The following is a 23,495-nucleotide window of genomic DNA, read 5'->3' as shown; positions in this document are numbered from 1 at the left end:
CGGGTTTAGCAGGGTCGGTAGCGGGGGATTCAAAAGTGAAACCGCAGTCTTTCCAGGATGCGGCAAATCCTCCCTTGACCGACTGATCAATAAAAGAAAGGTCGCCGTTTTTAACAAGGATGTTGTCGATCCGAAGCTTGATTTGTGAGGCAGCCGATGCCTCTTTTGCAGGAGATTGGACAGGTATGTTTAATTTCCCGCCGGGATCGCGTTCAATGAGAATTTTGGGATTATTAAGGACAAGGTTGGTTATATGGTAGGTTTTTGCCAAGGGGATGAAATTTCCGGAAATCTGTAATTCCGGGATGGTTGCCAGGTTTTTTCCTGATTTGTCATTGAGCCTGAGATCGGAGATTTTTCCAGCGCCGTCAATGCCCAGTTGTGATTTTTTATCAGAGGTTTTAAATGTCAGGTTCAGGGTTAAATCGGCCTTGCCCTTTGTAACCAGAAAATCAGAATTGCTCGGTAAATACGCTAAGTATTCAGGAAGGTCGATGTCGGTTAAATTCAGTTCAAGGTTTGCCTCAATGCTGTCATCCTTTATCCTGGTGTCACCTTTCATGCGTATCGGGCTGTCGTTGATAATCGCAGAAAAACTCGGTTTGATCAGGTCTTCCATTTGAAATGAAAAATTGGTCAGAACCGGGATGGCCAGATTAATTTCTTTGATGGTATGCGTCTTACCGGAGGGGAGATCATCAAAGGTAACACTGCTCCTGGTTACCACCAGATTGTTAAGCGAGAACAGGGATGGTCCGGTGGAAAGTGGAGCGCCGGCGGGCAGGGAACCAGTTCCTGCAAGATGGTGTTGCAAAGCATTGCTTATTTCAAGGATGTTATACTTGTTTTCTTTGTTTCGAACACAATGGATAAAGAGCTGGTCAATATTTGTGCTTTTAGCGATGAAGCCTTTTTTCATAAAAGAGAGCAGCTCAAAATCCACGCTTATTTTTCCAAAAGATAAAAGAGGGTCAACAAAATCCTCGGGTGAATTTCTTTTAGGACCGACTATGCCGTTTTGAAAGGTCATGGTCAGGGTTATGGGATTGAAACCGGTGGAGGCGATATTTATCGGCCTGTCCAGGATCTTCTCGAGTTGTTTTGGCAGAAAAGTCTGGAGATAATAGGGGATCAGGAGAAATCCTGCGAGAAAATAGAAGGCTACTGCAAACAAAACAACAAAAGCCGTCCATTTTATAACACGGAAGGGCTTGCTGCTCGGCGGATCGCTTTTTCTGGGGAAAGAAGGCGGCGGCGTCAAGGGCGGAATTAGCCCTTGGGGAAGATCTTTACCGTTTTCCTGCTTTTCGTTGATCGGGATTGAGCCTAGGGGATTGTCCCTGTTGGATTCGTTCATTTTATATTTACATGGTCCGTGAGGCGGATTTTTTTCTTGGGTGGGATTTGCCTAAGAATGAATAAGATATACTTCTAACTCACCGAAAAACAATTGAATTTTTATAATCTCGTAAAAAGTCGGATACTGAACAGACGAATCTTACAGTCGCCCACAATGGAAGTCTTTCAAGTATGGAAAATCAAAGACTTACAAACTCATAACGTCGCTGGAGCTTTTTTTGCTGGGACGTCAATTATCGCCTCCAATAATTTCAATAAGTGAAAGGAGGGAAGACGCGTCCAACGCGTGCTTTCCAAAGTTTCTATACTCCCGCTTATCTGCGAGCCCGACAATTGCGGACGAGAATTTTTTTCAAGGCGCTTGATATATTGATTGAGGCGAGAAATCTCTGTAAAGTTCCGGCAGGATGTTGAAAAATATAGTGGCGCAGTAATTTTTCAACACTCTGCTGGAAAGTATAGCCTTTTTTAAGGTATATAAATCAAAGATACATGTTATTTCTACTGCGTAAATTGTTTGTTGCAAGTTATCATTTTCTACGACGAGACTAAGAGTTTATGAATATATTAAATTTCCCCCGGGCATTGCTGGTTCTTATTCTTACCCCGCTATTAACCTTTCTTGTGAGTGTCACGACAATTATCTATGCTGTTATCTTTCGTGCTACAGCCCAGACCATCCAGACCCTGCCGCGGAATATGGGGAGGATCGTCACCTGGTTGAGCGGTGTTGATGTAACGATTGAGGGCGAGGAAAAACTTGATCCGCAAAAGCCCTACATCTTTGCTGCAAATCACCAGAGCCAATTTGATATTTTTACGCTTCAGGGCCATCTCAAACATGATTTCAGGTGGCTCGCCAAAAAGGAGCTTTTTGACGTCCCGGTTTTTGGGATCGCAATGCGATATGGCGGTTATGTTTCCATTGACCGGTCCCGGGGGCGGGCGGCGATGAAGAGCCTTGCCGAGGCAGCACAGAGGATTGCCGACGGGACGTCGGTAATAATTTTCCCGGAGGGCACGCGCAGTAAGGACGGCAAGCTCCAGCCCTTCAAGAGCGGCGGCATGACCCTGGCGATAAAATCAGGTGTGCAGTTGGTACCGGTAGCAATAATCGGTACCCATGAGATTCTCCCCAAAGGCAGGCTCCTGGTGAAACCTGGGAAGGTTCTGGTTCGGGTGGGCGAGCCCATGGAAACCGGGAATTATAGTCTGAAAGAGCGGCAGGAACTTGCGGAAAAGCTGCATGACAAGGTTGCAAAATTGCTGCAGGATTAATAATTCTCTCAATGTCCGTCCCCTGTTTTATTGCCGGAAATTATATAGCTATTTGGGGCAGCTGTGCCATTGATTCACTTTTAGAAGAAGTCAGAAGTCAGAAGGAACGATTTTCCTGCATTTGTTCTGGTTGTCGATGACTGTATTCTGAATTCAAATTGAACAGCGTGATCAAAGGCGCTGATTAATTAATTTGTACCCTGTACGTCGCGCCAACTCAGAAAGTTCACGAATTATGCAATACAAGGCCCCAGGAATTTTAGCTTTCCTGTGGCGCCGTCCATTTCGGCTTCCACGCCGATGGGCAGAATCTGATTATTCTCACCATGCCCTGTAGGGAAATTGGCCCAGATCGGTATATTGGTATCTCCGAAAAGTTCCATTGCCCGGGCCCAGATATTTTCCATATTATCACAGTTCTCAAAAGTTCCCAGAATCAAGCCGCGAACACTATCAAGCCTGCCTGCATGTTTCAAATGGGTAAGTATCCGGTCCACCCGGTAGGAGGATTCATTGACATCCTCCAGGAAAAGAATGCAGTTTTCCCAGGAAAGTTCAAAGGGGGTTGCAAGCAGATGCAGAAGGTTGGTGAGGTTGCCGCCGACAAGTTTGCCTCTGGCACTTCCCTTTATGAGGATTTCCAATCCGGAAGGTTTAATTGTCTGTGGATCGGGTTTGGCGAGCATGGAAAAAAAGGATTCGTGAAAATGACTGTTTAATCGCTGCAGGGTTGAAAGCATCGGTCCATGAAAAGTGACCAGGCCGGTGTTCCGGTGGATTGCCGTAAGCAGGACGCATATATCGCTGAAGCCGATAATAATTTTAGGATTTCTTTTTATTGATGCCATGTCAAGGTCTGCGACAATTCGTAAGGAACCGTAACCGCCCCGGGCAGCGACAATAGCCTTAATCTCAGGATCAGCAAAAAACGAATTAAGTTCCGCGGCGCGTTCCTTGTCGGTACCGGCAAGATAGGAATTCATCCGCTTGTAATCCGGAGGGATTCGTACTTTATACCCCATATCGGTAAGCAACCGGACTCCGGTGGCAAATTCATCCTCGCGGATTATCGGTCCGGCAGGGATAGCTATGCCCACAGTGTCGCCGCGTTTGAGACGGTCAGGCAGGATAAGGTCAGGGGCGGTTTCGTTCATAAAGCAGGTAAAGACCTTCAAGGGTGAGGTGGGGCTCGACACTTTCTATTGTTTTGGCGTAAGGGGCGATGAGCTCCGCCATTCCTCCGGTGGCAATGACTTTCGGGATGTCCGGCTGCAATTCTTTTGAAATTTTGCTTATCAGTCCGTCAACCATGCTGCCGTAACCGAAAAGGATGCCGGATTTTATCGCTTCAACGGTATTTTTCCCAATGGCGTTTTGCGGGGGGCTCGATATGTCAACGCGGGGGAGCTTGGCGGTCCGCATGTCTAGTGCATCAAGGGAAATCGCAATCCCAGGTGCAATAGCTCCGCCGAGATATTCGCCTTTTGCTGAAATGCAGTCAAAGGTGATTGCCGTGCCGAAGTCGACCACCACCAGGGCTGCGTGGTATTTTTCATAGGCAGCCACCGCATTGACAATCCGGTCGGCGCCAAGCTCTTTGGGTGAGTCGATAAGGATTTTCATGCCGGTTTTCATGGTGTTGCTGACCAGAAGGGGACGCAGGGAGAGATATTTTTCAGTGAATTTGGCCCAGGCGGATTGCATGGGAGGCACAACGCTTGCGATAATCACGTCGGTAATGTCGGTGAAATGCATTTTTTTCAAGGTGAACAGATCGTGGAAAAGGCTTGCCAGTTCATCAGCCGTGGAATCTCTGTCGGTTTTGACCCGCCACTGACAGAGAATTCGATCCTGGTCAAAGACCCCGATCACCATGTGGGTGTTGCCGACATCAATGGCTAAGAGCATGATAGGTTGTTTATTCCTCGGTGACTGATGAATTTATAGGTGGGAAGATTTTTTCACTATGTGATTTTCCGCGCTTTTCAGCCAGAGCCGAAGGATAAATTCCGGTGGGCTGAAATTCAGAGGTAATCACCTTTCAATATGTAACTGTACTATATTTCCATAGGAAGAAGGAGTAAAGGAGAAAAAGGGAACTTCGGATGTGGAAGGAAATAAGCAAAAAAAAACCCGGGAGGAGGAGGCCACCCGGGTTTTACGAAAGAGAAAACATAAAGAATAAAAAAAGGGGTTATTCGTTTAATGCTTTAAATATAAGACACGGGGTTGCAGAAAGAGTTCCAACTTTTTTTTATTTTTTTCAAAATTGCCTTCGGATCGAATCCTTGCGGCAAGGCCCGGCCTCTGTAACTATGCAGTTTAACAGGCTATAGGCTTTCAGGCTGAAAGGGAAAATCATTTTCAAAAACTAAAAGCCTTCAGTCTTTAGTCTAATAATCTGATGGGTTGCCGGTTCTACAATGTCAGGAAAAACAGGTTCAGCAGCCCGAGGATGAAACCCAGCAGCGCACCGAACAGGTTGATGTATTTGAATTGCTCCTCCATGACAACCAGAAGTAATCCTTCCAGGCGGTTCAGGTTTAAGGAGTCAACCTTGCGGGTCACCAGCCGGCGGATATTCAAGGCATCCATCAAGCCCGGTATTTCACGAACCAGAAGGTCGCCGACCATTTGGAGTGTGTAGTCATTTATACTGTTTCGGACCTCGCCGGGGAGAAAAGCCGATAAGGTGCCTATGGGGTGCGAAAGAAGTTTGCCTTCGACAAATTCGGTGAGCAATTGATCAAGGATTCGTCTCATTTTGGGGGATTTGATCGTATTGATGATTTCAACGGTCACCAGCTTTTTGCCGTTTTCAAGTCCATCATTCTCCCCGAAGAGATTCGTGAGAATTTCCTGCAGTGATTTTTCTCCCTGGGATGAGAGGAGATCTTTGAGTATGCGGGATATGGTAATGGTGGTTTCCGGGTTTTGAATGAGCGTTATTATCTGATCGGCAAGCCGGTTTCTGGCGCGATCTATTGTTTCAGGCTGCACATTGATCAGGAGTTCCGAGATCGGCGTTGCAAGAAATGATTCCGCCTTTTCCCTCAGGATCCGGGCAATCTGATTCTGGACAGAATCGTCGATAAGCCACTGAGAAATTTCATCTCCCTTATCCTCCAGATAATTGCCCACCTTCTTTTTAATGGTCTCGGGGCTGATGAAATTGCTGATCAGCGCCGCCATCGGTCCCATGGATGAGGCGAAATTCTGCACTGCCCCGGCAATACCCGAAGCAATTTTTTCTCGCATTTCCGGCTTCTGAAGCAGGGTGGCGAACTTTTCGACAAGGCTTGGGGCTTCCTGCTCGAGGAGGGTGATTAACTGCTCGGTAAGAAATTTTGGCAGGAGATCGCCGGCACTTCGCCCGGTGCGAAGAATTTCTGAGGTTTTCTGGTCAAGGGACTTCCGGATCCATTCTTCGATCTGAGGATCGGCGAGGAATCGTTTTGTGGCATTTTCAAGGGAGGAGAAGAAATGGTTTTTGGTGTCTTCGGAGATGGAATCGTTGAGTGTCCGCTCCAGAAATTCATTTATCCGGTCTGTTATATGATGGGAGAGCCTTTCAGCAAATACCGGGCTGCTGATATGTGCCTGGAGATGTTTGAGTGAGCGCCATCTGAGAATTTTGATCCCTACCTTGAAATAGGTCTTGAATCGTTCCGGGATAAGAGTCGAGACCGGCCCCAGTTCCTTATCCATGATCAATTCAAGCCGCGTATCGATGAGCTTTTTGAGATCATTGCGAAAGGTTTTTTCTTCAAGGGCCTTTCTGATATCCGATCCGGTCAGCAGGTGCTCGCCGACCATCTCGCCGATATTTCTGGCGAGTTCGTGGCGTTTTGCCGGGATCACGCCGGGAGTCATCGGCACCCGGATCCCAAATAAATACCAGGGTTTCAGCGGCTTGAAAAGCATCCTGATCGCAACATAATTGGTCATGTAACCGATAAAGGCGCCGAGCATCGGCGGCGCCAGATAGGTGAGAATTTGATTCATTAGTTTTTCTTCCGTATCAATGTAAGCAAGGGAGTGGATGCGATGTGATTATTGCCTGAAAGTTAAAAGGGGGCAAGGCGGAAGGGTTACCTTCAGCCTGTTAACCTGACGCTCTCAGTTGATCAGCCTTTATAGCCGAGAACTTCATCCATGGCAAGGGCCTGCCGCATCCGGGCTTTGAGGAAATCTTTGCCCAGATAGAGAGCCCCTGTTTCAATCAATGAACAGATACCATCGACATCTCCGGATCTGGCATGATCAAGAACAACCGAGAGATTATTGATAAAGTCGCTGACGATTTTTCCGCCGGCGCCTTTGGCAGTCATAATTTCCGCATAGGTCCTGGGATTCTGTGAATGGACCCGGGCCATGGCAAGAATACTGTAAAGAGAAGTAAGTGTTGAGTGGCTGTCGATATCTTCCGTGGAAAGCTTGTTTTCCTTGAGGGTCATGGCTAAAGCAAGGGAGATGGCAGTGGGAAGTTTCTGCCCGACACCCATGAGAAGGTCATGATCAACAGCTTTGTCCCGGCAGATCACCGCGCCATGCTTGAAGAGGAATGCCTCGATTTCACTGCACAGGGCACCGCTTCTCGAGGTCCGCACCACCGAGGCATTTTTGTCTTTCATGGTGGTGGCCTTGGGGCCCCATAGGTTGTGAATCAGCATAACCTCGACACCTTTCGAGGTATGACGCAGGGCGGTGTCGATATTGTTTTCGGCCTCCCCGGCAAGAAGAATCAGTGCCTGGCCATCGCGAAGCTTCGGCGCATATTGCTCAATGGTTTCCGGGGTGGCGCTGATCGGCACACAGATAAATACAACATCGGCATCAGTAATCATCTCTTCGGGACGAACTAAAGAGTTTCTGCCGGTGAGCACGGTCTGGTATCCTTCATTTTCAAGTCTTCTGGCAAACCAGGCGCTCATGTCGCCGGAACCGATGAAACCGGTTTTTTTAATCCTTTTTACCCGCATGTCCACCCTGGGGAAGCTGCCCAGGATTTTGACGGATTTTCTTTCCTGCACCACATTGTTTTCAATATGCTCAACCGCCTCTTTAACTGCCTGATCATTGATATGGCCTTCCGCTTCAAAATAGAACTGCAGCTTCTGGCTTTTAATGTCGGTTTCGGTGCGCATATCAAGGAGATTGACACCCCGCCGGGTGAATTCTCCCAGGATATCAAAAAGCAGACCCACCCGGTCCTTCAAAGGTGTGGTGAGCAGGACCGTGGCGTCATAGCCGGTGGAATCGGTCAGGGTTTTTCCCAGGACCGCGAACCGGGTCCGGTTATGGGGTGCGACTTCCCGTTCGTGAATGCTCAATCCCTGGGCGGTTATCAGATTTTCCGCCTCAATGATTGCAAAATCATCCCTGTCTTTGAAATCATCAAGGGCGACGATGGGATCCTGGACCGCGATCAGCGTTGCATTGGCAAAGTGTTTCGAAATATAGGAATCGCATTGTCTCAAAACATGGGTTGTACCGATGATCGTATTGATCCCTGCGTTTCCAGGCGGCACTCCCAGGGACAGATGAACCGGCAGGACAATGTTTTCCACCCAGTGGCCGGTGGTGAGATTTTCCATCATCTGAAAACATTCTTTTATCTCGCCTTCTCTGGTATTATACACCGGCACCACGGCGTAATCGGCCTTCCGGTTGTGAAAGGCCTCGACAACCATGCTCAGGTGCGGGAAGACCTGTATTTCCGCAGCACCGTCAAATTGTTTTGCAGCTTGCCAGGCATGGGAACCTTCCGGGCCCAGAGTCGCAATAGCGGTCATGATGATTCCTTATCAGGATTTTATTTGAAAGTTGATTTGTTGTTTCTTGTAACCGGTCAAGATCATTCACTTAAGTGAATGAATACTGTTTAAAAAAAATGAATATCGAATATCGAACAAGGAATGTCGAATTTTGAAGTAATACTTCGATCATTCTTCTGTTGCTTGTTCGATATTCTGCGGTTCGTTTTTGAAATTTCTAAAGTTAATGATATTGACTGGTTACTTTTGTTGTTTCCGTTGCACCCGGCAGGCCATAGTGTTTAGTATATTTAGTTGGTTGTGGGCATATGGTCAAGATTTTCTATGAAAAACAACGATAAACAAAATTCCATTGAAGAATATCTTGCGGCGCTCAAGAGTTCTCCGAGGTTCGGTCCTCAGGTCCGACACCATGAAATGATTGCCGGACATGATGCAATGCATGCCGATCTTGAAAAACCTCTCCCTGATGAACTGGCTCAGGCCTTGTCCGTCATCGGTGTTGACCGGCTCTACACTCATCAGGTCAAGGCAATTGATCTGGTGCGGCGCGGCGAGAATGTTATTGTCGCAAGTCCCACGGCAAGCGGTAAAAGTCTGATTTATAATCTGCCGGTTTTTGAAAGCATAGTAACCGGCAGAAAGACCCGGGCTTTGTATCTTTTTCCGCTCAAGGCACTGGCCCAGGACCAGCTTCGGGTAATAAACGATCTCGCGGCAGGACTCCCGCCCGAAATGCGGCCTTTTGCGGCGATATGCGACGGGGACACTTCAAGCTATCATCGAAAAAAACTGCGAGAGAATCCACCGCACATTCTGATTACCAATCCGGATATGCTGCACCTTTCCTTGCTGGGTTATCATGGCAGCTGGGCGTCATTCTGGCCCGAACTCACCCATATTATAATTGATGAGGTGCACACCTATCGCGGGGTGTTCGGCAGCCATATGGCCTGGGTGATGCGCCGTCTCAGAAGAATTTGCGCGATCTACGGCTCCAATCCGCAGTTTATACTGTCTTCGGCAACCGTTGGAAATCCGGGTGAATTGGCTGGCGATCTTGTTGATCTGCCGTTTGCTGCGGCAATTACCGAAACCGGCGCTCCCAATGGAACCAGGCATTTTGTTTTTGTCGATCCCCATGAAAGCGCAGGCTATGTGGCCAGCCAGTTTCTCGAAGCTGCAATGAAACGGGGCTTGAGAACCATTGTCTATACCCAGTCACGAAAAATCGCTGAACTGGTCTCCATGTGGACCCGTGACCGTCTTGGCGATGAAAAGGATATCCTGTCCGCCTATCGGGCGGGATTCCTGCCGGAGGAACGCCGGGAGATTGAAGCGGGACTGGCACAGGGTTCGCTTCTCGGGGTGGTTTCCACCAGTGCCCTGGAGCTTGGCATCGATATCGGCAGCCTGGATATCTGTATTCTTGTGGGTTACCCCGGAACGATCATGTCCACCTGGCAGCGAAGCGGCAGAGTAGGGCGGCGGCAGACCGATTCGCTGGTGATTCTTGTTGCCCAGGAGGATGCCCTTGATCAGCATTTCATCAGGAACCCTGCGGATTTTTTCGCACGCTCGGTTGAGGCCGCAGTGATCAATCCGCAGAACCGTCAGATAATCAGAAAACACCTCCTCTGTGCGGCTGCGGAAAACCCCATCAAGATCGATGATCCTCTAGTGCAGGGTGTGGCCGGCGAGGTCGCCGCTGAGATGGAACATGATGGGGAGTTTCTCGTTGGTGAATCAGGGGGCATCTGGTTTACCGGGCGCAAATATCCGCACCGGGACTTGGACTTGCGTGGCAGTGGTAATTCCTTTGCAATCAGGGTTGCAGGAGAAGAACAACTTCTCGGTGAAATCGACGGCGTGCGCTGCCTCAAGGAATGCTATCCTGGTGCCATCTATCTGCATCGCGGTAAAACCTGGCTGGTCACCGAGCTCGATATCCCGGGCAAAAGGGTGGGGGTGGTCCGGAGGAACGTCAATTATTTCACCAGGGTTTTAGGACATAAGCACACCGAAATTCTTAAAACATACAGTAAAACAAATCTGGGATCTTTCAGTGTATCTTTCGGATATCTGCGGGTCACCGATACGGTGACCGGTTTCCAGCGGCGCCTGGTAAGCGGCCAGAAGATCATTGCCACCGAGACCCTGGATCTGCCGCCCTTTGTTTTTGAGACCGAAGGATTGTGGATCGAGATACCGGCGGATCTCAAAGACAGGCTTGAAAAAGACATGGTGCATTTCATGGGGGGCATTCATGCCCTTGAACATGGGGCAATCGGCATTTTCCCGTTGCTGGTCTTATGCGACCGCAATGATGTGGGCGGCATTGCCCAGCCTTTTCATCCCCAGACTTCCGGGGCTGCGGTGTTTATTTATGATGGGTATCCCGGTGGTATCGGTCTGAGCAGACAGGCCTTTTTGAAGATCGAGGCGTTGCTGCAATCGACCCTTGAGACTATTGAAAACTGTCCCTGTGAGGTCGGGTGTCCTTCCTGCGTACACTCGCCGAAATGCGGCTCCGGCAATCGCCCCATTGATAAGAATGCGGCCCTGCGGATTCTCCATGGTCTCCTGGATGGCCGTAAGCAAAGTGAGACGACCATAGAAGTCATTGATCAGGAACGTCGAGGTCAGTCGATTCAGTCTGTAGCCGAGGAACTTGAAAAAGAAATCAAACCACCGAAACGATACGGCGTCTTTGACGTAGAAACCAGGTTGTCCGCAGAAGAAGTCGGCGGCTGGCACCGGGCTGAGAGGATGGGGATAAGTGTCGCGGTGGTTTATGATGCCGGGGAGGATGAGTATTTCACTTATCTCGAGCACGAGATCCCGGCAATGGTTTCACATCTCATGAAGCTTGATCTGGTAATCGGCTTTAATAATAAAAAATTCGATAACAAAGTATTGTCTTCCTATACGCCCTATGATCTGTATGCCCTGCCTACCATGGATATCCTTGAAAAGGTTTATGGCCAGCTTGGCTACCGCTTAAGCCTTGATCATCTTGCCGAGCATACCCTGAATGTGAAAAAGAGCGCCAACGGTTTAATGGCGCTTCAATGGTATAAGGAAGGGAAGATGGATGAAATTATCAGGTATTGTAAAAAGGATGTGGAAATCACCAGAGACCTGTACCTCTACGGTCTCAAACATAAATATCTGCTCTTTTCAAACAAGGCCAAAGCCATAGTGCGATGCCCGGTGGATTTTGCGGCAGTTTAGAATCAAGAAGCCAGAATCCAGGAGTCAGGATTCAGAATGGAAAGCATTTGTGCCAGGATATGAAAAATTGTGACTTCGGAATTCTGGCTGCCGGCTTCTGATATCCCGTGTTCGTCAAGGGGTAGTTCATTGATGAGATGTCCCGTATGCATCAAGCATCAAGAACCTTCCGCACCGTTTCGGCGAGCTCACGTGCCACTACAGGCTTTCTCAGGTATTTTTTAATGCCGAGCTGTTCTGCTTTTTCTTCTGTGAGGGATTCACTGTAACCGGTACAGAGGATGATGGGAATGTCCGGTCTTATTTGAAGAATTTCCCGGGCAAGATCCGCACCGGTGAGATGGGGCATGGTCTGGTCGGTAATGATCAGATCGAAACCATCAGGATCGCTTTTGAAAAGTTTAAGGGCACCCATGCTGCTGTTTATGTTGGTAATGGTATATCCCAGTTGTTCCAGTATTCTTTTTTCAAGGTCGGTGATCGGTTGTTCGTCATCCACCACAAGTATTCGCTCCCGGCCTGAAGGGAAGGGGGCCGGGGCTAAAGAGATGCCTTCCCCGATGGTTTTTTCGCCGATTTCCGGGAAGTAAACGCGAAAAGTCGAACCTTTACCAGGAAGAGATTCAACCGTGATTGCGCCGCCGCAGCTTGCAATAATCCCATGCACCACCGAGAGGCCGAGGCCGGTGCCCTTGTCAGGGTCCTTGGTGGTGAAATAGGGCTCGAAGATTCTTTTCAGGGTGGGTTCATCCATGCCCTTGCCGGTATCGGTTACGGTCAATTGAATATATTTACCCGGAGTTAATTCAGGAGCGAGAGATTTAATATCATCGGCATTAAGGGTAGCGCTGCTCAGCTGTACGGCGAGAATTCCTCCCTGTTCCATGGCATGGGTGGCATTGGTGCAGAGATTCATAATGATCTGATGGAGTTGCGTCGGGTCGATGAGGGTGGCGCCGATGTCAGAACTTAAGGACTGCTTGATCTCAATGGAGGAAGGTATGGTTGCCCGAAGCAGTTTCAGGACTTCTTTGACTATGGGGGTGATCCTCATCGGCGCAGGGGCCTGGTTACCCGAGCGGCTGAAGAGCAGAATGTGCTCGACAAGTTCTTTGGCACGTTTTCCGGCAATGAGCACCTGATTGATATCGGACCTGGAGATGCTGCCTTCCGGTAATTCGGCCTGGGCCATTTCAGAATAGCCGATGATTGCCGCAAGGATATTGTTGAAATCGTGGGCAATGCCTCCGGCAAGGGTGCCGATGGCCTCGAGTTTTTGCGATTGTCGGAGCTGGCCGCGCAGATTTTCCCTTTCCTCCTGGGCCATTTTATGTTCAAGGATGTTTGCTGCAACCCCGGCAATGGAGATTAATGTCTCTTCAATAATGGGAGCACGTGGATGGCCTGCCACCGTATACAGCGTGAAAACGCCCAGAAGTTTTTTCCGGCTTGAAATGATTGGGACGCAGTAGTGGCCATGGGGTTTCATCCCTTCAAAGGTGATGTCGTGGCGGTGATCAATATGGTCGGCGAAAACCACCTGCCCGGTCTGGGCGGATTTGCCGCAAAGGCAAACGCCAAAGGGGACGTTTCCGCACCTGGTTATTATTTCCTGGCTCAGTCCGCTTTGAGCATAGAGCTTCAGATTATTTTCACCCTCTGAAAGAAGGACCGCGCCTTTGGGCTCCAGCGACAGCCAGGGAAGGGAAGTTACGTGGCAGATGAATTCCTGCAGCAGATCTTTCAGCGGCATATCATTCAGGGAAAGGAGGAGTAATTTATTGATAATTGACTGGGTCTGAAAGTTATTCTTAAGAGTTACCTCAATCTGTTTTCGTTCATCAATTTCCGTGATAAGCTGCGCGTTTCCCTGAGTGATTTTTCGTTCCTGAAGGTTCGCGAGGTTCTGTAATATCTTATCGGTTTTGGTTAAAAGCTCCAGGCGGCGGCGCATGGGTTTCAGAAGGGTCAGATAGAGAACCGGCGCGACGATACAGAATAAAATAATTGCATCGAAAAAGGCTATGGCCCAGCGTGTATAACCTTTTTCAAACGGGGCCATGAAATACATGATAATGAGTTCGGAAAAGAAGATCGTGCCCAGCAGAATCGCAATAATCCACAGGAATGAAGAATTGTCATCTGCTGAAAATTCAGGAAAGAGTTTGTTTTGCCCCATAGTATGGTGTAATTCTTTTACTTTTCAAGGGAGAATCAGAGTTGTTGATGAAGTAAGGTGCCATTATTTCTATTCATTTTCTTAGTATCCGGCAAGCATTAAATTCAGCAAATGTTGAAGGATTGGTGCGAATTTCAGGGGGGACCGCGCATTCTGAGGGGGAATGCCCTCTGAATGCGCGGTTTAAACTGAATCAGGGAGTATTAAAAATCTTCAAATTGATCCGAATCATCATCAAAGGGGATGATCTCCGAAGCTTTCTGCTTGGGTGCTGCTGGAGCGGGAGCGGCAGAATGTTTTTTTGCCGGTTTCTTGGCTGCGGGCGCCGGAAGCGATCGCTGCTTGCCGCCTTTATTCATTCCGGAAGCAACGCTTGATTGTTTATTTGTTGGACGCCGCTGGGGCGATTGTCTTTGTTCAGCTTTATGTGTTGTTTGGGTGATGCCGGCGAGCATTGCCAGCTCGTTTACCGAACTTTTCATTGCTTCGGCCTGGGCGTTGAGTTCTTCCGAGGCGCTTGATGATTCTTCGGCATTGGCCGCTGAGGACTGAACCACTGCGTCCATCTGGGTCAGGGCGTCATTTACCTGGTTGATACCCTCTGCCTGCTCGGTGGAGGCGATATTGATTTCAGTGATCAGGCCGGCAACCTTATTGGTGCTGTCCGCAACCTGGGAGAATGCACCACTGGTTTTGTCCACCAGTTCAGAACCGGAGGTTACTTTTTTTACAGTTTCCTCAATCAAATCCGCGGTATTTTTCGCCGCATCCGCAGCCCGCATCGCAAGGTTGCGTACCTCATCCGCCACCACGGCAAAACCGGCGCCGGCTTCTCCGGCCCGAGCCGCTTCAACCGCGGCATTTAATGCCAGAAGATTGGTTTGAAAGGCGATCTCATCAATGGTTTTAACGATTTTTGATGTTTCTTCGCTGGCTTTTGATATCTCCGCCATGGAGCTGGTCAGCTGGCCCATGGAGCTGGTGGCATCAATTACTATCCTGCTGGTCTCCTGCATGAGACTGTCGGCCTGGTTGGAGTTGTCGGCGTTCTGTCTGGTCATGGAGGACATTTCTTCCATGGCGGCCGAGGTCTCTTCAAGGGAGGAGGCGAGCTCGGTTGAGCTTTCGGCAAGGGTCTGGCTGCCGGCGGCGATCTGTCCTGAAGCGGCAGCGACCTGGCTCGCACCGTCGCCTAATTCTGTTATTATTTTTTTGAGCAGAATCGTAATGCCGCGGGTGCTGATTATTGCAAGAAGGACTCCGACTATCAAGGCTATGAGGCTGAAGATGCCGATCATCGTTTTAGCTGTTTTGCTCCGGGACATTGCCTCATTGGTTACGGCGGCGGTTTCCTTCTTGTTGGTGTCTTTAAAGACTGAAACCGTTTCTTTGAATTTTTTCGTTTTCTCTTCGAGAATGTCGGCTTTATGATCAATTTCTGCCTTGTCTCCCGACTGGGCTGCTTTCATCAAATTCCGGGCTGAAACAACGAAATCGTCATGTGCTGCGGCAGCAGAGTTGACTATACTGATCCAACCAGCATCAACCAGCTCCTGATCGCTTGAAACGGTGGAGGAGACCTCTTTGAAACGTGTATCAACTTCTTTATCGAGCGTGTCAAATTTTTCCAAAAAGCGTTTGTCACCATGAAGAACGAAAAGCAGGGCGCTTGCTTCCTGTTCGGCTACTTCTTCAGCGAGTTGTTCCTGCAGGGCCATTAATGGAACGTGAATGCTTGCCAGGTCATTCATGCTGGTTAACACGCGTTGTGCGTTAAAAGAACCGATCCCGGCAAGTAATAGAGTTAAAATAAGGATGACGGTAAAGGATAAAGCGATTCTCTTGCCAACGGTCATCTGAGACATAGGTGTTTCCCCTTCCCCTCTGCATTAATTGAGATATGGTTTATGTGAATTGATCTGGCTGGTTCCGTAATATCAATCATTGTCGGTCAGGGCGGCGAGTTCTTCCCTGGTCAATACGCGGTCAATGTCGAGGAGAATTTTTACCTTTCCCCCTACTTTGGCCATGCCGAGTATGTTGCTTTTTTGGGTATGCATGCCGAAGTCCGGCGGCGGTTCGGTATCACTTTCCGCAACAGTGAGCACCTCGGAAACGGAATCCACGACAATCCCGATCAAAATGTCATCGGAATCTCTTGCCCCGGAGATTTCCACAACAATGATGCAGGTGCGACTGTCATATCCCTTTTCTTCCATGTGGAATTTCAGCCTGAGGTCGATAATGGGAATTACCTTGCCTCGCAGATTGACAACGCCTTTGGCATACTCCGGCATGCCGGGTACCTGGGTAATGTCCATGATGCCGATGATTTCCTTGACTTTCAGGATGCAGACCCCATATTCCTCGTTGCTCAGGGCAAAGGTAAGATATTTCCCGCCCCGACCCTGTGAGACCTGGCTGTCAACCAGTTTAATGCTTGTTTGTGCCATGTTCTACTCCCTCCTGAAGATGTTTGTGATAGCGTCGGATAACATGTTTCAACAAGACTTCGGCGTTCATAAGCCGAGAATTAAATTTTTAACAATCCCTGAAGGCAGTTAGTCATGTGATTATCTGGTGTTATTAATAACGTATTTTTTTACCTTAAGGAAATGTAATGATTTTATCAGACATTAATCTATTAAACCGAAAAAGACTACTAAAGATCAAGCAAAAAAAAACATAACATCTTGAAATGACAGGAAAACCTGACAGGCCCGAGAGGTTTTGTGATTTTTTTCATGTTTTACTGCTGTCAGGTTTCAGGAAATCAGGCTCCTTCCGGTAGGGTTTGTTGTTTATTCATTTCTGTAAGGTTTGAAACAAAGACTGCGGGTTGATGGGTTTAGCAATGTAATCGGCCATTCCCGCAGCAAGGCATTTTTCTTTGTCGCCGGCCATGGCATGGGCGGTCATCCAGAGAGCGGCATACATGGGGTCGGGATTTCAGAGCTCATATTGGCCAGAAATCCCGACTGCAGCCGGGCGCACTTTTTCATTTCCCCGTATGTCTGGAGGTCGGAGCTGGGTCTGGGATTGTAGATATTTTTGTTGAATTGTTTGAGGTGCTCGACTCCTGAAATCCTTTGAGGTATTACCTCCGAGTTTGAGGATCGATCATCTAATCAAAGGTAACGATGCTCGCTCAGGATGCTGGCAGATATTGCCAGCAAGTATTGGGAATCCGATTGAGTGCCTTGCCGAGAAGATAATAAATCAGCAACAGCAGAAAAGAGATAATGAGGTGGCAGGCAGGGAATTCTTTGAAAAACGCAGGTGCCGCAAAAAAATCGAGAAGGCCCAGAGAAAGAAAAATAATCCGACCAAAGCTGGTGACGAGCTTTGCCCTGGAAACAGTCAATTTATCCGGGTTGGCCTCGACAGGTGTTCTTTGTTATCGGCCTGATCCTTTTATAAAGAAGAAACCCGGCAAATTATCAGGGATCGCTGGGCCAGATAAGAGAGTTGTGGACCCAGCCAACGGTTCCGTCTTCGTGGCTGACCTTGATCCAGGGTCCTTCTTTGTCAATAACATTAAAGACTACGCCGTATTTTACCGAGGCCATGACTTCATAGGCGGTGCCGGGGCCAATTCGCATGTTTGCGGTTTTCACCTTGATTATCGCAGTCTTTTTATCGGATGTCAGGGAGTTGAATATCCATCCCTTGTCACCTTCAAAATCAACAGTCTGTATCCACTCCCCATCTTTATTTATGATCTCCAGGGGGAAATCTTCAAAAACTTCCCAGAGAATTTCAGCATCGGTGTTTGGGGCGGACCGGATACGGATGCCGTCTTTTTTCACACTGACATAGTCGCCGGCAAAGGATGTGCCTGCAAAAAGAAGCAGGATACTGCAGAAAATCAAAACGTTACCCGGATACCTATAAAAAGAAAAATTCTTTTTTTGCATGAATAATTACCTCATTAATTGTTTTGTCAGAATCCGCGACACAATTCAGACGGGTACAGCGCAAGAAACCAGTTATCAGGGAAGGTCCCGGTGATGATTGAAAGACTTTTCAAAGGTCTTACTGTGTTGCTATCTTGACTCATCATCAATTTACCGGCCGTTTGAGACAAAGTAAAAAAGTATCCTTATTCTAGCCGACTATTTTTCTTTTGCAAGGTAAGGGGGGGATTAATTTCACAGGGGCGAAAGATTTCACCTCACCGTGCAACTTCTTAATAACCTTGGCCTTGAAGTCTTTGCAAGCAGGAAACGACATGAGTCCCCTGTATAATTTCCCGCTGAGAAAGATGCAGATTATTGCATGCTGCGCTGGATGAAAATTTTACCGTAATAAGCCGAAGCTTGTTCACCGGTATTGTCGGTGTCGGTCATGATCGCAATCGCCCCAACTTTTGGCGGTTCTTCTCCAAACGAGTTTTTGTAGTCCTCATAGACATTTCTCGTTTCCGTGAGCCATTTACCTGTTTGTTCCGGTCCGCTTTCAACGGCAATCATGTATGCGTTTGCGGTAAAGGCGTTGGGCAGCGACGCGCCTTTTTCCAGTTTGTTGGCCCAGATATAATTGAGCGCCCTGGTCTTCCAGAACAAGATTGATGGAAAGACGACATAAATCCGGGCTGCGTAATCATCACCGGATTTATGCCGCGCATCACCGGCGGAAATCGTCTTTTCAACCTTCCATTCCCAGGTGAGAAGCGGATAATCCACGGCTGAATATTCAATTTTGTAAAAAAGACCGGAGGCGCTGTTATCACTCTGTGCTTTGATGCAAAAGCGTCCCCCGTCATTAGCTGCCTGATAGAATGTGTGGCCTTTAAAGGATTTTTCCTGCCAGTGGGAAGAAATGCCTTTTACGAAGTCATCGATTACCAGTATTTCTTCGCCACCGGTTACCGCGAAGACACCGAATAGTACCGCGCCCGCGAAAAGGACTATGCACAGGTGTCTTGGGTAATGGCTTATTCGATGTTTCATTTGTAAAGGTGCGACCAGTGTTATCAATGGTTGAAGTGGGAGGCGAGCCTGCAAGACTTTCAAAAACCTCATTTGGCACAGACCATGCTTTACGAAATACTATAATTCTATTCCGGTTATGTAAAGAGATGAACAGAAAAAAATAAGCTCTTGCGCGGCTGGGCGTTGGGTATGGGTTGTTTTTTTGAGAGGATTAAAAAGGTGTCTTTCAATTTGATTTTTTGCTTTTTGTCCGTTGCTCCGTTATATTCCATTTTGATGAAAAATCATCGCAGTGAAATATTACAGGTGGACAAAACCTTATCATGTCAAACCCGAAAAGTGGGGAATATATGTCGAATTCCGGAAAAGAATGGTTATACAGCGAACATCGGGCGATTAATATATTGCTCAAGCAGACCGTTGATATAGTTAAGGATTTTTCTGAAGGCCAGGTGAGCCATATTCATGAGTTGGTGAAGATCGGCCTTGCCTTGTCCGCAGAGAAACATCTGGAAAGACTCCTTGAAATGATTGTCAGTGAAGCCCGGCGGTTTACTAATGCCGATGGCGGCACTCTGTATATCCGTAAAGAAAAAGAAGACCTTCTGGATTTTGCCATAGTTCAGAACGATTCGTTAAATGTACGCATGGGGGGGACGAACGAAAAAATAACCTGGCCTTCCGTGTCATTGAAAAATTCCGATGGCAGCGACAATTATCAGAATGTCTCTGCTTACTGCGCTTTGAAGGGCGAGGCGATTAATATCCCTGATGTCTATGATGCCGAAGGTTTTGATTTTCAGGGCACCAAGGATTTTGATGCCAAAACAGGGTACCGGTCAAAGTCCATGCTGGTCATTCCCATGCGCGACCATGAGGACGAAGTTATCGGCGTCTTGCAGCTCTTAAACGTCAGAGACCGGGAAAGTGGCGAGGTCGTTTCATTTCCCACCGACGAGATCGAGATCATCACCAGTCTTGCATCCCAGGCGGCGATTGCAATTACCAACATGAGGTTGATCCAGGGGCTTGAGGATCTGTTGAACGCCTTTGTGAAAACCATTGCCGATGCCATTGACGAAAAATCTCCTTACACCGCAGGCCATATCCTGCGCGTCGCTGAATTGACCGAAACTATTGCTCAGGAGATCAATCGCGTTGACAAGGGAATCTTTTCGGATATGCGTTTCAACGATGACCAGATGGCTGAAATCCGCATGGCTGCATGGATGCATGATGTTGGTAAAATCACCACCCCTGAGTATGTAGTTGATAAGGCAACCAAGCTTGAAACGATATTTGACCGGATGGAGTTGGTGCGGCATCGCCTGGAAATTGCGAAAAGGGATGCTGAAATAAAGCACCTCCGGGCGGCATTGCAGTCACAAGGGGGAGTGGCTGATATTGACCGGCAGGCCTTGGACGCTGACCTTGGAAAAATTTCCGAACAGGAGCGTTTTCTTGAGAAAGTCAATGTCGGCGGTGAATTTCTGGCTGATGACGCAGTGGAGACAATCCAGGATATTGCCAGGATGAAAATAAGCATCAGCGGCAAGGAGCGATCATTTCTTGATGAAAATGAAGTCGCAAATCTGTCGATACGCAAAGGAACTCTTACCGGCAAGGAAAGGGATAAAATCAACAACCATGTTACCATGAGTATCCGCATGCTCGAAGGGTTGCCGTTTCCCAAAAAACTCCGTTATGTTCCTTTCTATGCGGGCATGCATCACGAGAAACTGGACGGCAGCGGTTATCCCCGCGGTCTTTCTGGCGAAGATATTCCGGTACAGGCGCGGATGCTTGCGGTTGCCGATGTTTTTGAAGCTCTGACTGCTTCAGACCGGCCGTATAAACAGGGCAAGCTTCTGTCCGAGTCCATGAAGATTCTTGGTTTCATGGTCAAGGATAATCATCTTGACGGTAATATCTGTGATCTGATGGTGGAATCCGGGATGATTGCCGAATATGCAAGAAAGGTATTGAACAAAAGGCAACAGGATGGATTTGAGTGGAACGGGAAGAAGTATACTGTTTAAGGTTCAGGCACAAAGGCACAAAGTTTTTATAAAATGATCGGTCTGATATTTTTTGTACTTTGTGCCTTTGCCACTCTGTGACTATGTGCCTTGAGATATCGACTAAAGCCGACAGCGGTTTACTTTTTACTGAAGCAGACAAGAAATTCTTTATTTCCCTTGGGTCCGAAAATCGGCGAAGCCGTCACCCCATGATTGTTTAAGGATAACGATTCGGCAAAGGCCAGGATGTCTGCAATGACCGTTTCGTGCACCTGTGAATCCCGAACAACCCCGCCCTTGCCAACCTGATCTTTGACGGCTTCAAATTGCGGTTTGATAAGTGCGAGAGTCAAACCGGAGATGCCAAGCATGGGCAGGACCGCCGGTAAGAGAAGTTTGAGTGATATGAATGATGCATCGATTACCGCCAGATCAAGGGGATCGGGTATGTCTGCGGGAGTGAGATTTCTGGCGTTGGTCCGTTCCATGACAATCACTCTGTCGTCCTGACGCAGTTTCCAGTCGAGCTGTCCGTAGCCCACGTCAACTGCATAAACTTTCCGAGCGCCGTTCTGGAGCAGGCAGTCGGTAAAGCCGCCGGTGGAGGCCCCGATGTCGGCACAGATATATCCGGCAGGGGAAATCTTGAAGAATTCAAGGCCTGCCGCAAGCTTGAGTCCGCCACGGCTCACAAAGGGATTTTTCGGGCCTTTGATGGTGATATTGCAATTTTCCGGAAACTGGGAGCCGGGTTTATTTGCCGGCAGGCCGTTGACCTCAACGATCCCGGCGACAATAGCTGCCTGGGCCTTTTGCCGGGTGGTGGCCAATTGTTTCGCCACCATAAGTTTATCCAGGTGAATTTTTTTCATGAAAAATTATCTGGGATGAATTTTTTAGAAAACTTGATTTAGATCGTAATTTCAGGTTGTTACCAGCAAGAATCAATTAATGATTCTCTGTTGCGGTTTAGGTGCCCACCTTGAGGCGGGTAGAATTGTCATTGCCAAATGGTTGGACTCAAAACTTCTGACAAGGACAGTTTTTCGGGGGGCAGTCCTGACGGGCTGTTAAGTTTCATCGGCCTTACGAACCATCTCTGCCAGTTCTTCCGCCATCCGGTGGATAAGTTTGTCGTCGGTGCCTTCAATCATTATTCGAATGACCGGTTCGGTTCCTGACGGCCGGACCAGGATTCTCCCTTTACGCCCCAGCTTTTCCTCCATTGTTGAGACGGTTGACTGAAATCCTTTTATCTTGCTGGTGTTAATACGCTTTACTGTTCGTACATTTTTCAGAATCTGGGGGACCGGCACCAGGATCTTTGCGAGTTCTGAAAGCGGTTTCTGCTGTTTGATCATAATTGAAAGGAGTTGCAGGCCGGCAAGGATTCCGTCGCCGGTGGTATTGTGATCGAGAAAAATCAGGTGTCCTGACTGTTCGCCGCCGAAATTGTAGCCGTTTTTTCGCATTTCTTCGACAACATATCGGTCGCCAACCCCTGTACGCACTAGTTTGCCGCCGATCTGTTCCATGGCATTTTCAAGGCCAAGATTACTCATCACCGTTGCTACCAGAGTTTTCTTTTTGAGTTTACGCCTTTTCAGGAGATCCGCGGCGCAGATCGCCATGATATGATCGCCATCGACTACATTTCCTCTGTGGTCGCAGACAATGAGGCGGTCGCCGTCGCCGTCCAGGGCAAGACCGAGATCCGCCTGGACTTTTTTGACGGTTTCCGCCATGAGTTCCGGATGCAGGGCTCCGCACTTGTGATTGATATTTTTGCCGTCCGGATGAACGCCTAGAAGTGTGACTTTGGCGCCAAGTTCTTCGAACACATGGGGCGCGACTCCATAAGTGGCCCCGTGGGCGCAATCAAGGACGATGTGATACCCGTCAAGGGTGTATTGCTTTGGAAAGGTGTTTTTAAGGAAAACCACATAACGACCGCGGGCGTCGTCAATACGGAAAGCTTTGCCGACTTCTTCGGCAACAGGCCGCAACGCTGCCATTCTATGGGAAAAGATCAGATCCTCGATATCAGCTTCTTTCTCGTCCGGCAGTTTAAAGCCGTTTCGTGAAAAGATTTTGATGCCGTTGTCCTGAAAGGGATTGTGCGATGCGGAAATAACCACGCCGGCATCGGCGCGCATGCTGGTGGTAATGAAAGCAATTCCCGGCGTTGGAAGCGGGCCGACGAGCAGGACGTCTACACCCATGGAGCAGATGCCGGCGGCCAGGGCATTTTCGATCATATATCCTGAAATGCGGGTGTCCTTGCCGATGACGATTTTATGGTCATGGCGCATGTCTTTGACCTGAAATGCAAGCCCTCTGCCGATCTGCATGGCAATTTCGGTTGTCATGGGATAAATGTTGGCAACGCCGCGGACACCATCTGTTCCAAATAACCTGCGCATTTTTTTTGTTCCTTATGAAAGTATTAGATTTGAAACATTCGCGAAAATTCCCGGGATCACCAACGGAGCTGATAAAATCATATAATTTTACGAGCGCAATCTGGCTTCATATTCTCGCAGAGTTCGCTGACTTCAAAGTCTCGTTATTGTCGCTTGGTTACGATTCTGACAAGGTAGCGAGAAAATAATGTTTATTCAGGAGTGGGTTTTCTTTTCTTGGCCGGTTTCGGGTGGCTTATGGTAATTGATACTTTTTCCGGCATCACCTTGATCATCTTTGTCCGTGGTGG

At 48.3% G+C, this 23,495-nt stretch carries 16 protein-coding genes; 3 read left to right on the top strand and 13 right to left on the bottom strand.

Annotation, left to right across the window (positions count from 1 at the left end; all coding sequences use genetic code 11):
- Positions 1-1,357: DUF748 domain-containing protein (locus tag KKE17_13845; GenBank protein ID MBU1711081.1), on the bottom strand; the 1,357-nt coding region annotated here is incomplete at its 3' end.
- A 560-nt stretch (positions 1,358-1,917) separates the two neighbouring features.
- Between KKE17_13845 and KKE17_13840 the strand changes: the two genes are divergently transcribed.
- Positions 1,918-2,637 (top strand): 1-acyl-sn-glycerol-3-phosphate acyltransferase, encoded by a 720-nt coding sequence (locus KKE17_13840; protein MBU1711080.1) that lies wholly within the window; start codon positions 1,918-1,920, stop codon positions 2,635-2,637.
- A 233-nt stretch (positions 2,638-2,870) separates the two neighbouring features.
- On the opposite strand, the gene KKE17_13835 is transcribed toward KKE17_13840, so the two are convergent.
- The 4 genes from KKE17_13835 to KKE17_13820 form a co-directional block, all read right to left on the bottom strand.
- Complete coding sequence (locus KKE17_13835; protein ID MBU1711079.1) at positions 2,871-3,791, bottom strand: LD-carboxypeptidase; 921 nt, start codon at positions 3,789-3,791, stop codon at positions 2,871-2,873.
- Positions 3,772-4,545, bottom strand: coding sequence for a type III pantothenate kinase (locus KKE17_13830; GenBank protein MBU1711078.1), 774 nt, complete (start codon positions 4,543-4,545; stop codon positions 3,772-3,774). The genes KKE17_13835 and KKE17_13830 overlap by 20 nt, the downstream gene beginning before the upstream one ends.
- Before the next feature lie 510 nt (positions 4,546-5,055).
- On the bottom strand, positions 5,056-6,642 hold the full coding sequence (locus KKE17_13825; GenBank protein MBU1711077.1) for a DUF445 family protein: 1,587 nt from the start codon (positions 6,640-6,642) through the stop codon (positions 5,056-5,058).
- A gap of 122 nt (positions 6,643-6,764) precedes the next feature.
- Positions 6,765-8,432: a prephenate dehydrogenase/arogenate dehydrogenase family protein gene (locus KKE17_13820; protein ID MBU1711076.1), complete on the bottom strand. Its 1,668-nt coding sequence runs from the start codon at positions 8,430-8,432 to the stop codon at positions 6,765-6,767.
- A gap of 306 nt (positions 8,433-8,738) precedes the next feature.
- On the opposite strand from KKE17_13820, the gene KKE17_13815 reads away from it, so the two are divergent.
- The gene (locus KKE17_13815; GenBank protein MBU1711075.1) at positions 8,739-11,648 is read left to right on the top strand and encodes a DEAD/DEAH box helicase; all 2,910 of its coding nucleotides are present in this window, start codon (positions 8,739-8,741) and stop codon (positions 11,646-11,648) included.
- A 2-nt stretch (positions 11,649-11,650) separates the two neighbouring features.
- Here KKE17_13815 and KKE17_13810 read toward each other — a convergent pair whose 3' ends face one another.
- The 6 genes from KKE17_13810 to KKE17_13785 form a co-directional block, all read right to left on the bottom strand.
- Positions 11,651-11,800 carry a hypothetical protein gene (locus KKE17_13810; protein ID MBU1711074.1) on the bottom strand — a complete coding sequence of 50 codons (150 nt, stop codon included), beginning with the start codon at positions 11,798-11,800 and terminating at the stop codon, positions 11,651-11,653.
- Positions 11,800-13,827 carry a response regulator gene (locus tag KKE17_13805; GenBank protein ID MBU1711073.1) on the bottom strand — a complete coding sequence of 676 codons (2,028 nt, stop codon included), beginning with the start codon at positions 13,825-13,827 and terminating at the stop codon, positions 11,800-11,802. Before KKE17_13805 ends, KKE17_13810 begins: the two co-directional genes overlap by 1 nt.
- A 203-nt stretch (positions 13,828-14,030) precedes the next feature.
- Entirely contained in the window at positions 14,031-15,692 is a 1,662-nt protein-coding gene (locus tag KKE17_13800) for an MCP four helix bundle domain-containing protein (GenBank protein MBU1711072.1), read from the bottom strand.
- A gap of 72 nt (positions 15,693-15,764) precedes the next feature.
- On the bottom strand, positions 15,765-16,280 hold the full coding sequence (locus KKE17_13795; GenBank protein MBU1711071.1) for a chemotaxis protein CheW: 516 nt from the start codon (positions 16,278-16,280) through the stop codon (positions 15,765-15,767).
- A 987-nt stretch (positions 16,281-17,267) separates the two neighbouring features.
- Positions 17,268-17,744: an SH3 domain-containing protein gene (locus KKE17_13790; protein ID MBU1711070.1), complete on the bottom strand. Its 477-nt coding sequence runs from the start codon at positions 17,742-17,744 to the stop codon at positions 17,268-17,270.
- Positions 17,745-18,098: 354 nt separating this feature from the next.
- Positions 18,099-18,779, bottom strand: coding sequence for a DUF3047 domain-containing protein (locus KKE17_13785; GenBank protein MBU1711069.1), 681 nt, complete (start codon positions 18,777-18,779; stop codon positions 18,099-18,101).
- Between the two features lie 332 nt (positions 18,780-19,111).
- Here KKE17_13785 and KKE17_13780 point away from each other — a divergent pair, with 332 nt between their 5' ends.
- On the top strand, positions 19,112-20,800 hold the full coding sequence (locus KKE17_13780; GenBank protein ID MBU1711068.1) for a GAF domain-containing protein: 1,689 nt from the start codon (positions 19,112-19,114) through the stop codon (positions 20,798-20,800).
- Between the two features lie 119 nt (positions 20,801-20,919).
- Here the strand turns inward: KKE17_13780 and KKE17_13775 are convergent, their stop codons facing one another.
- Together KKE17_13775 and KKE17_13770 are read right to left on the bottom strand one after the other, a co-directional pair.
- On the bottom strand, positions 20,920-21,654 hold the full coding sequence (locus KKE17_13775) for a TlyA family RNA methyltransferase (protein MBU1711067.1): 735 nt from the start codon (positions 21,652-21,654) through the stop codon (positions 20,920-20,922).
- Between the two features lie 198 nt (positions 21,655-21,852).
- Entirely contained in the window at positions 21,853-23,205 is a 1,353-nt protein-coding gene (locus KKE17_13770; GenBank protein MBU1711066.1) for a phosphoglucosamine mutase, read from the bottom strand.
- Positions 23,206-23,495 lie beyond the last annotated feature (290 nt).

Source organism: Pseudomonadota bacterium, from assembly GCA_018823135.1.
Lineage (GTDB): Bacteria > Desulfobacterota > Desulfobulbia > Desulfobulbales > CALZHT01 > JAHJJF01.
The sequence above is the reverse complement of the archived record's forward strand: the minus strand, read 5'-3'. Positions and strand labels throughout refer to the sequence as shown.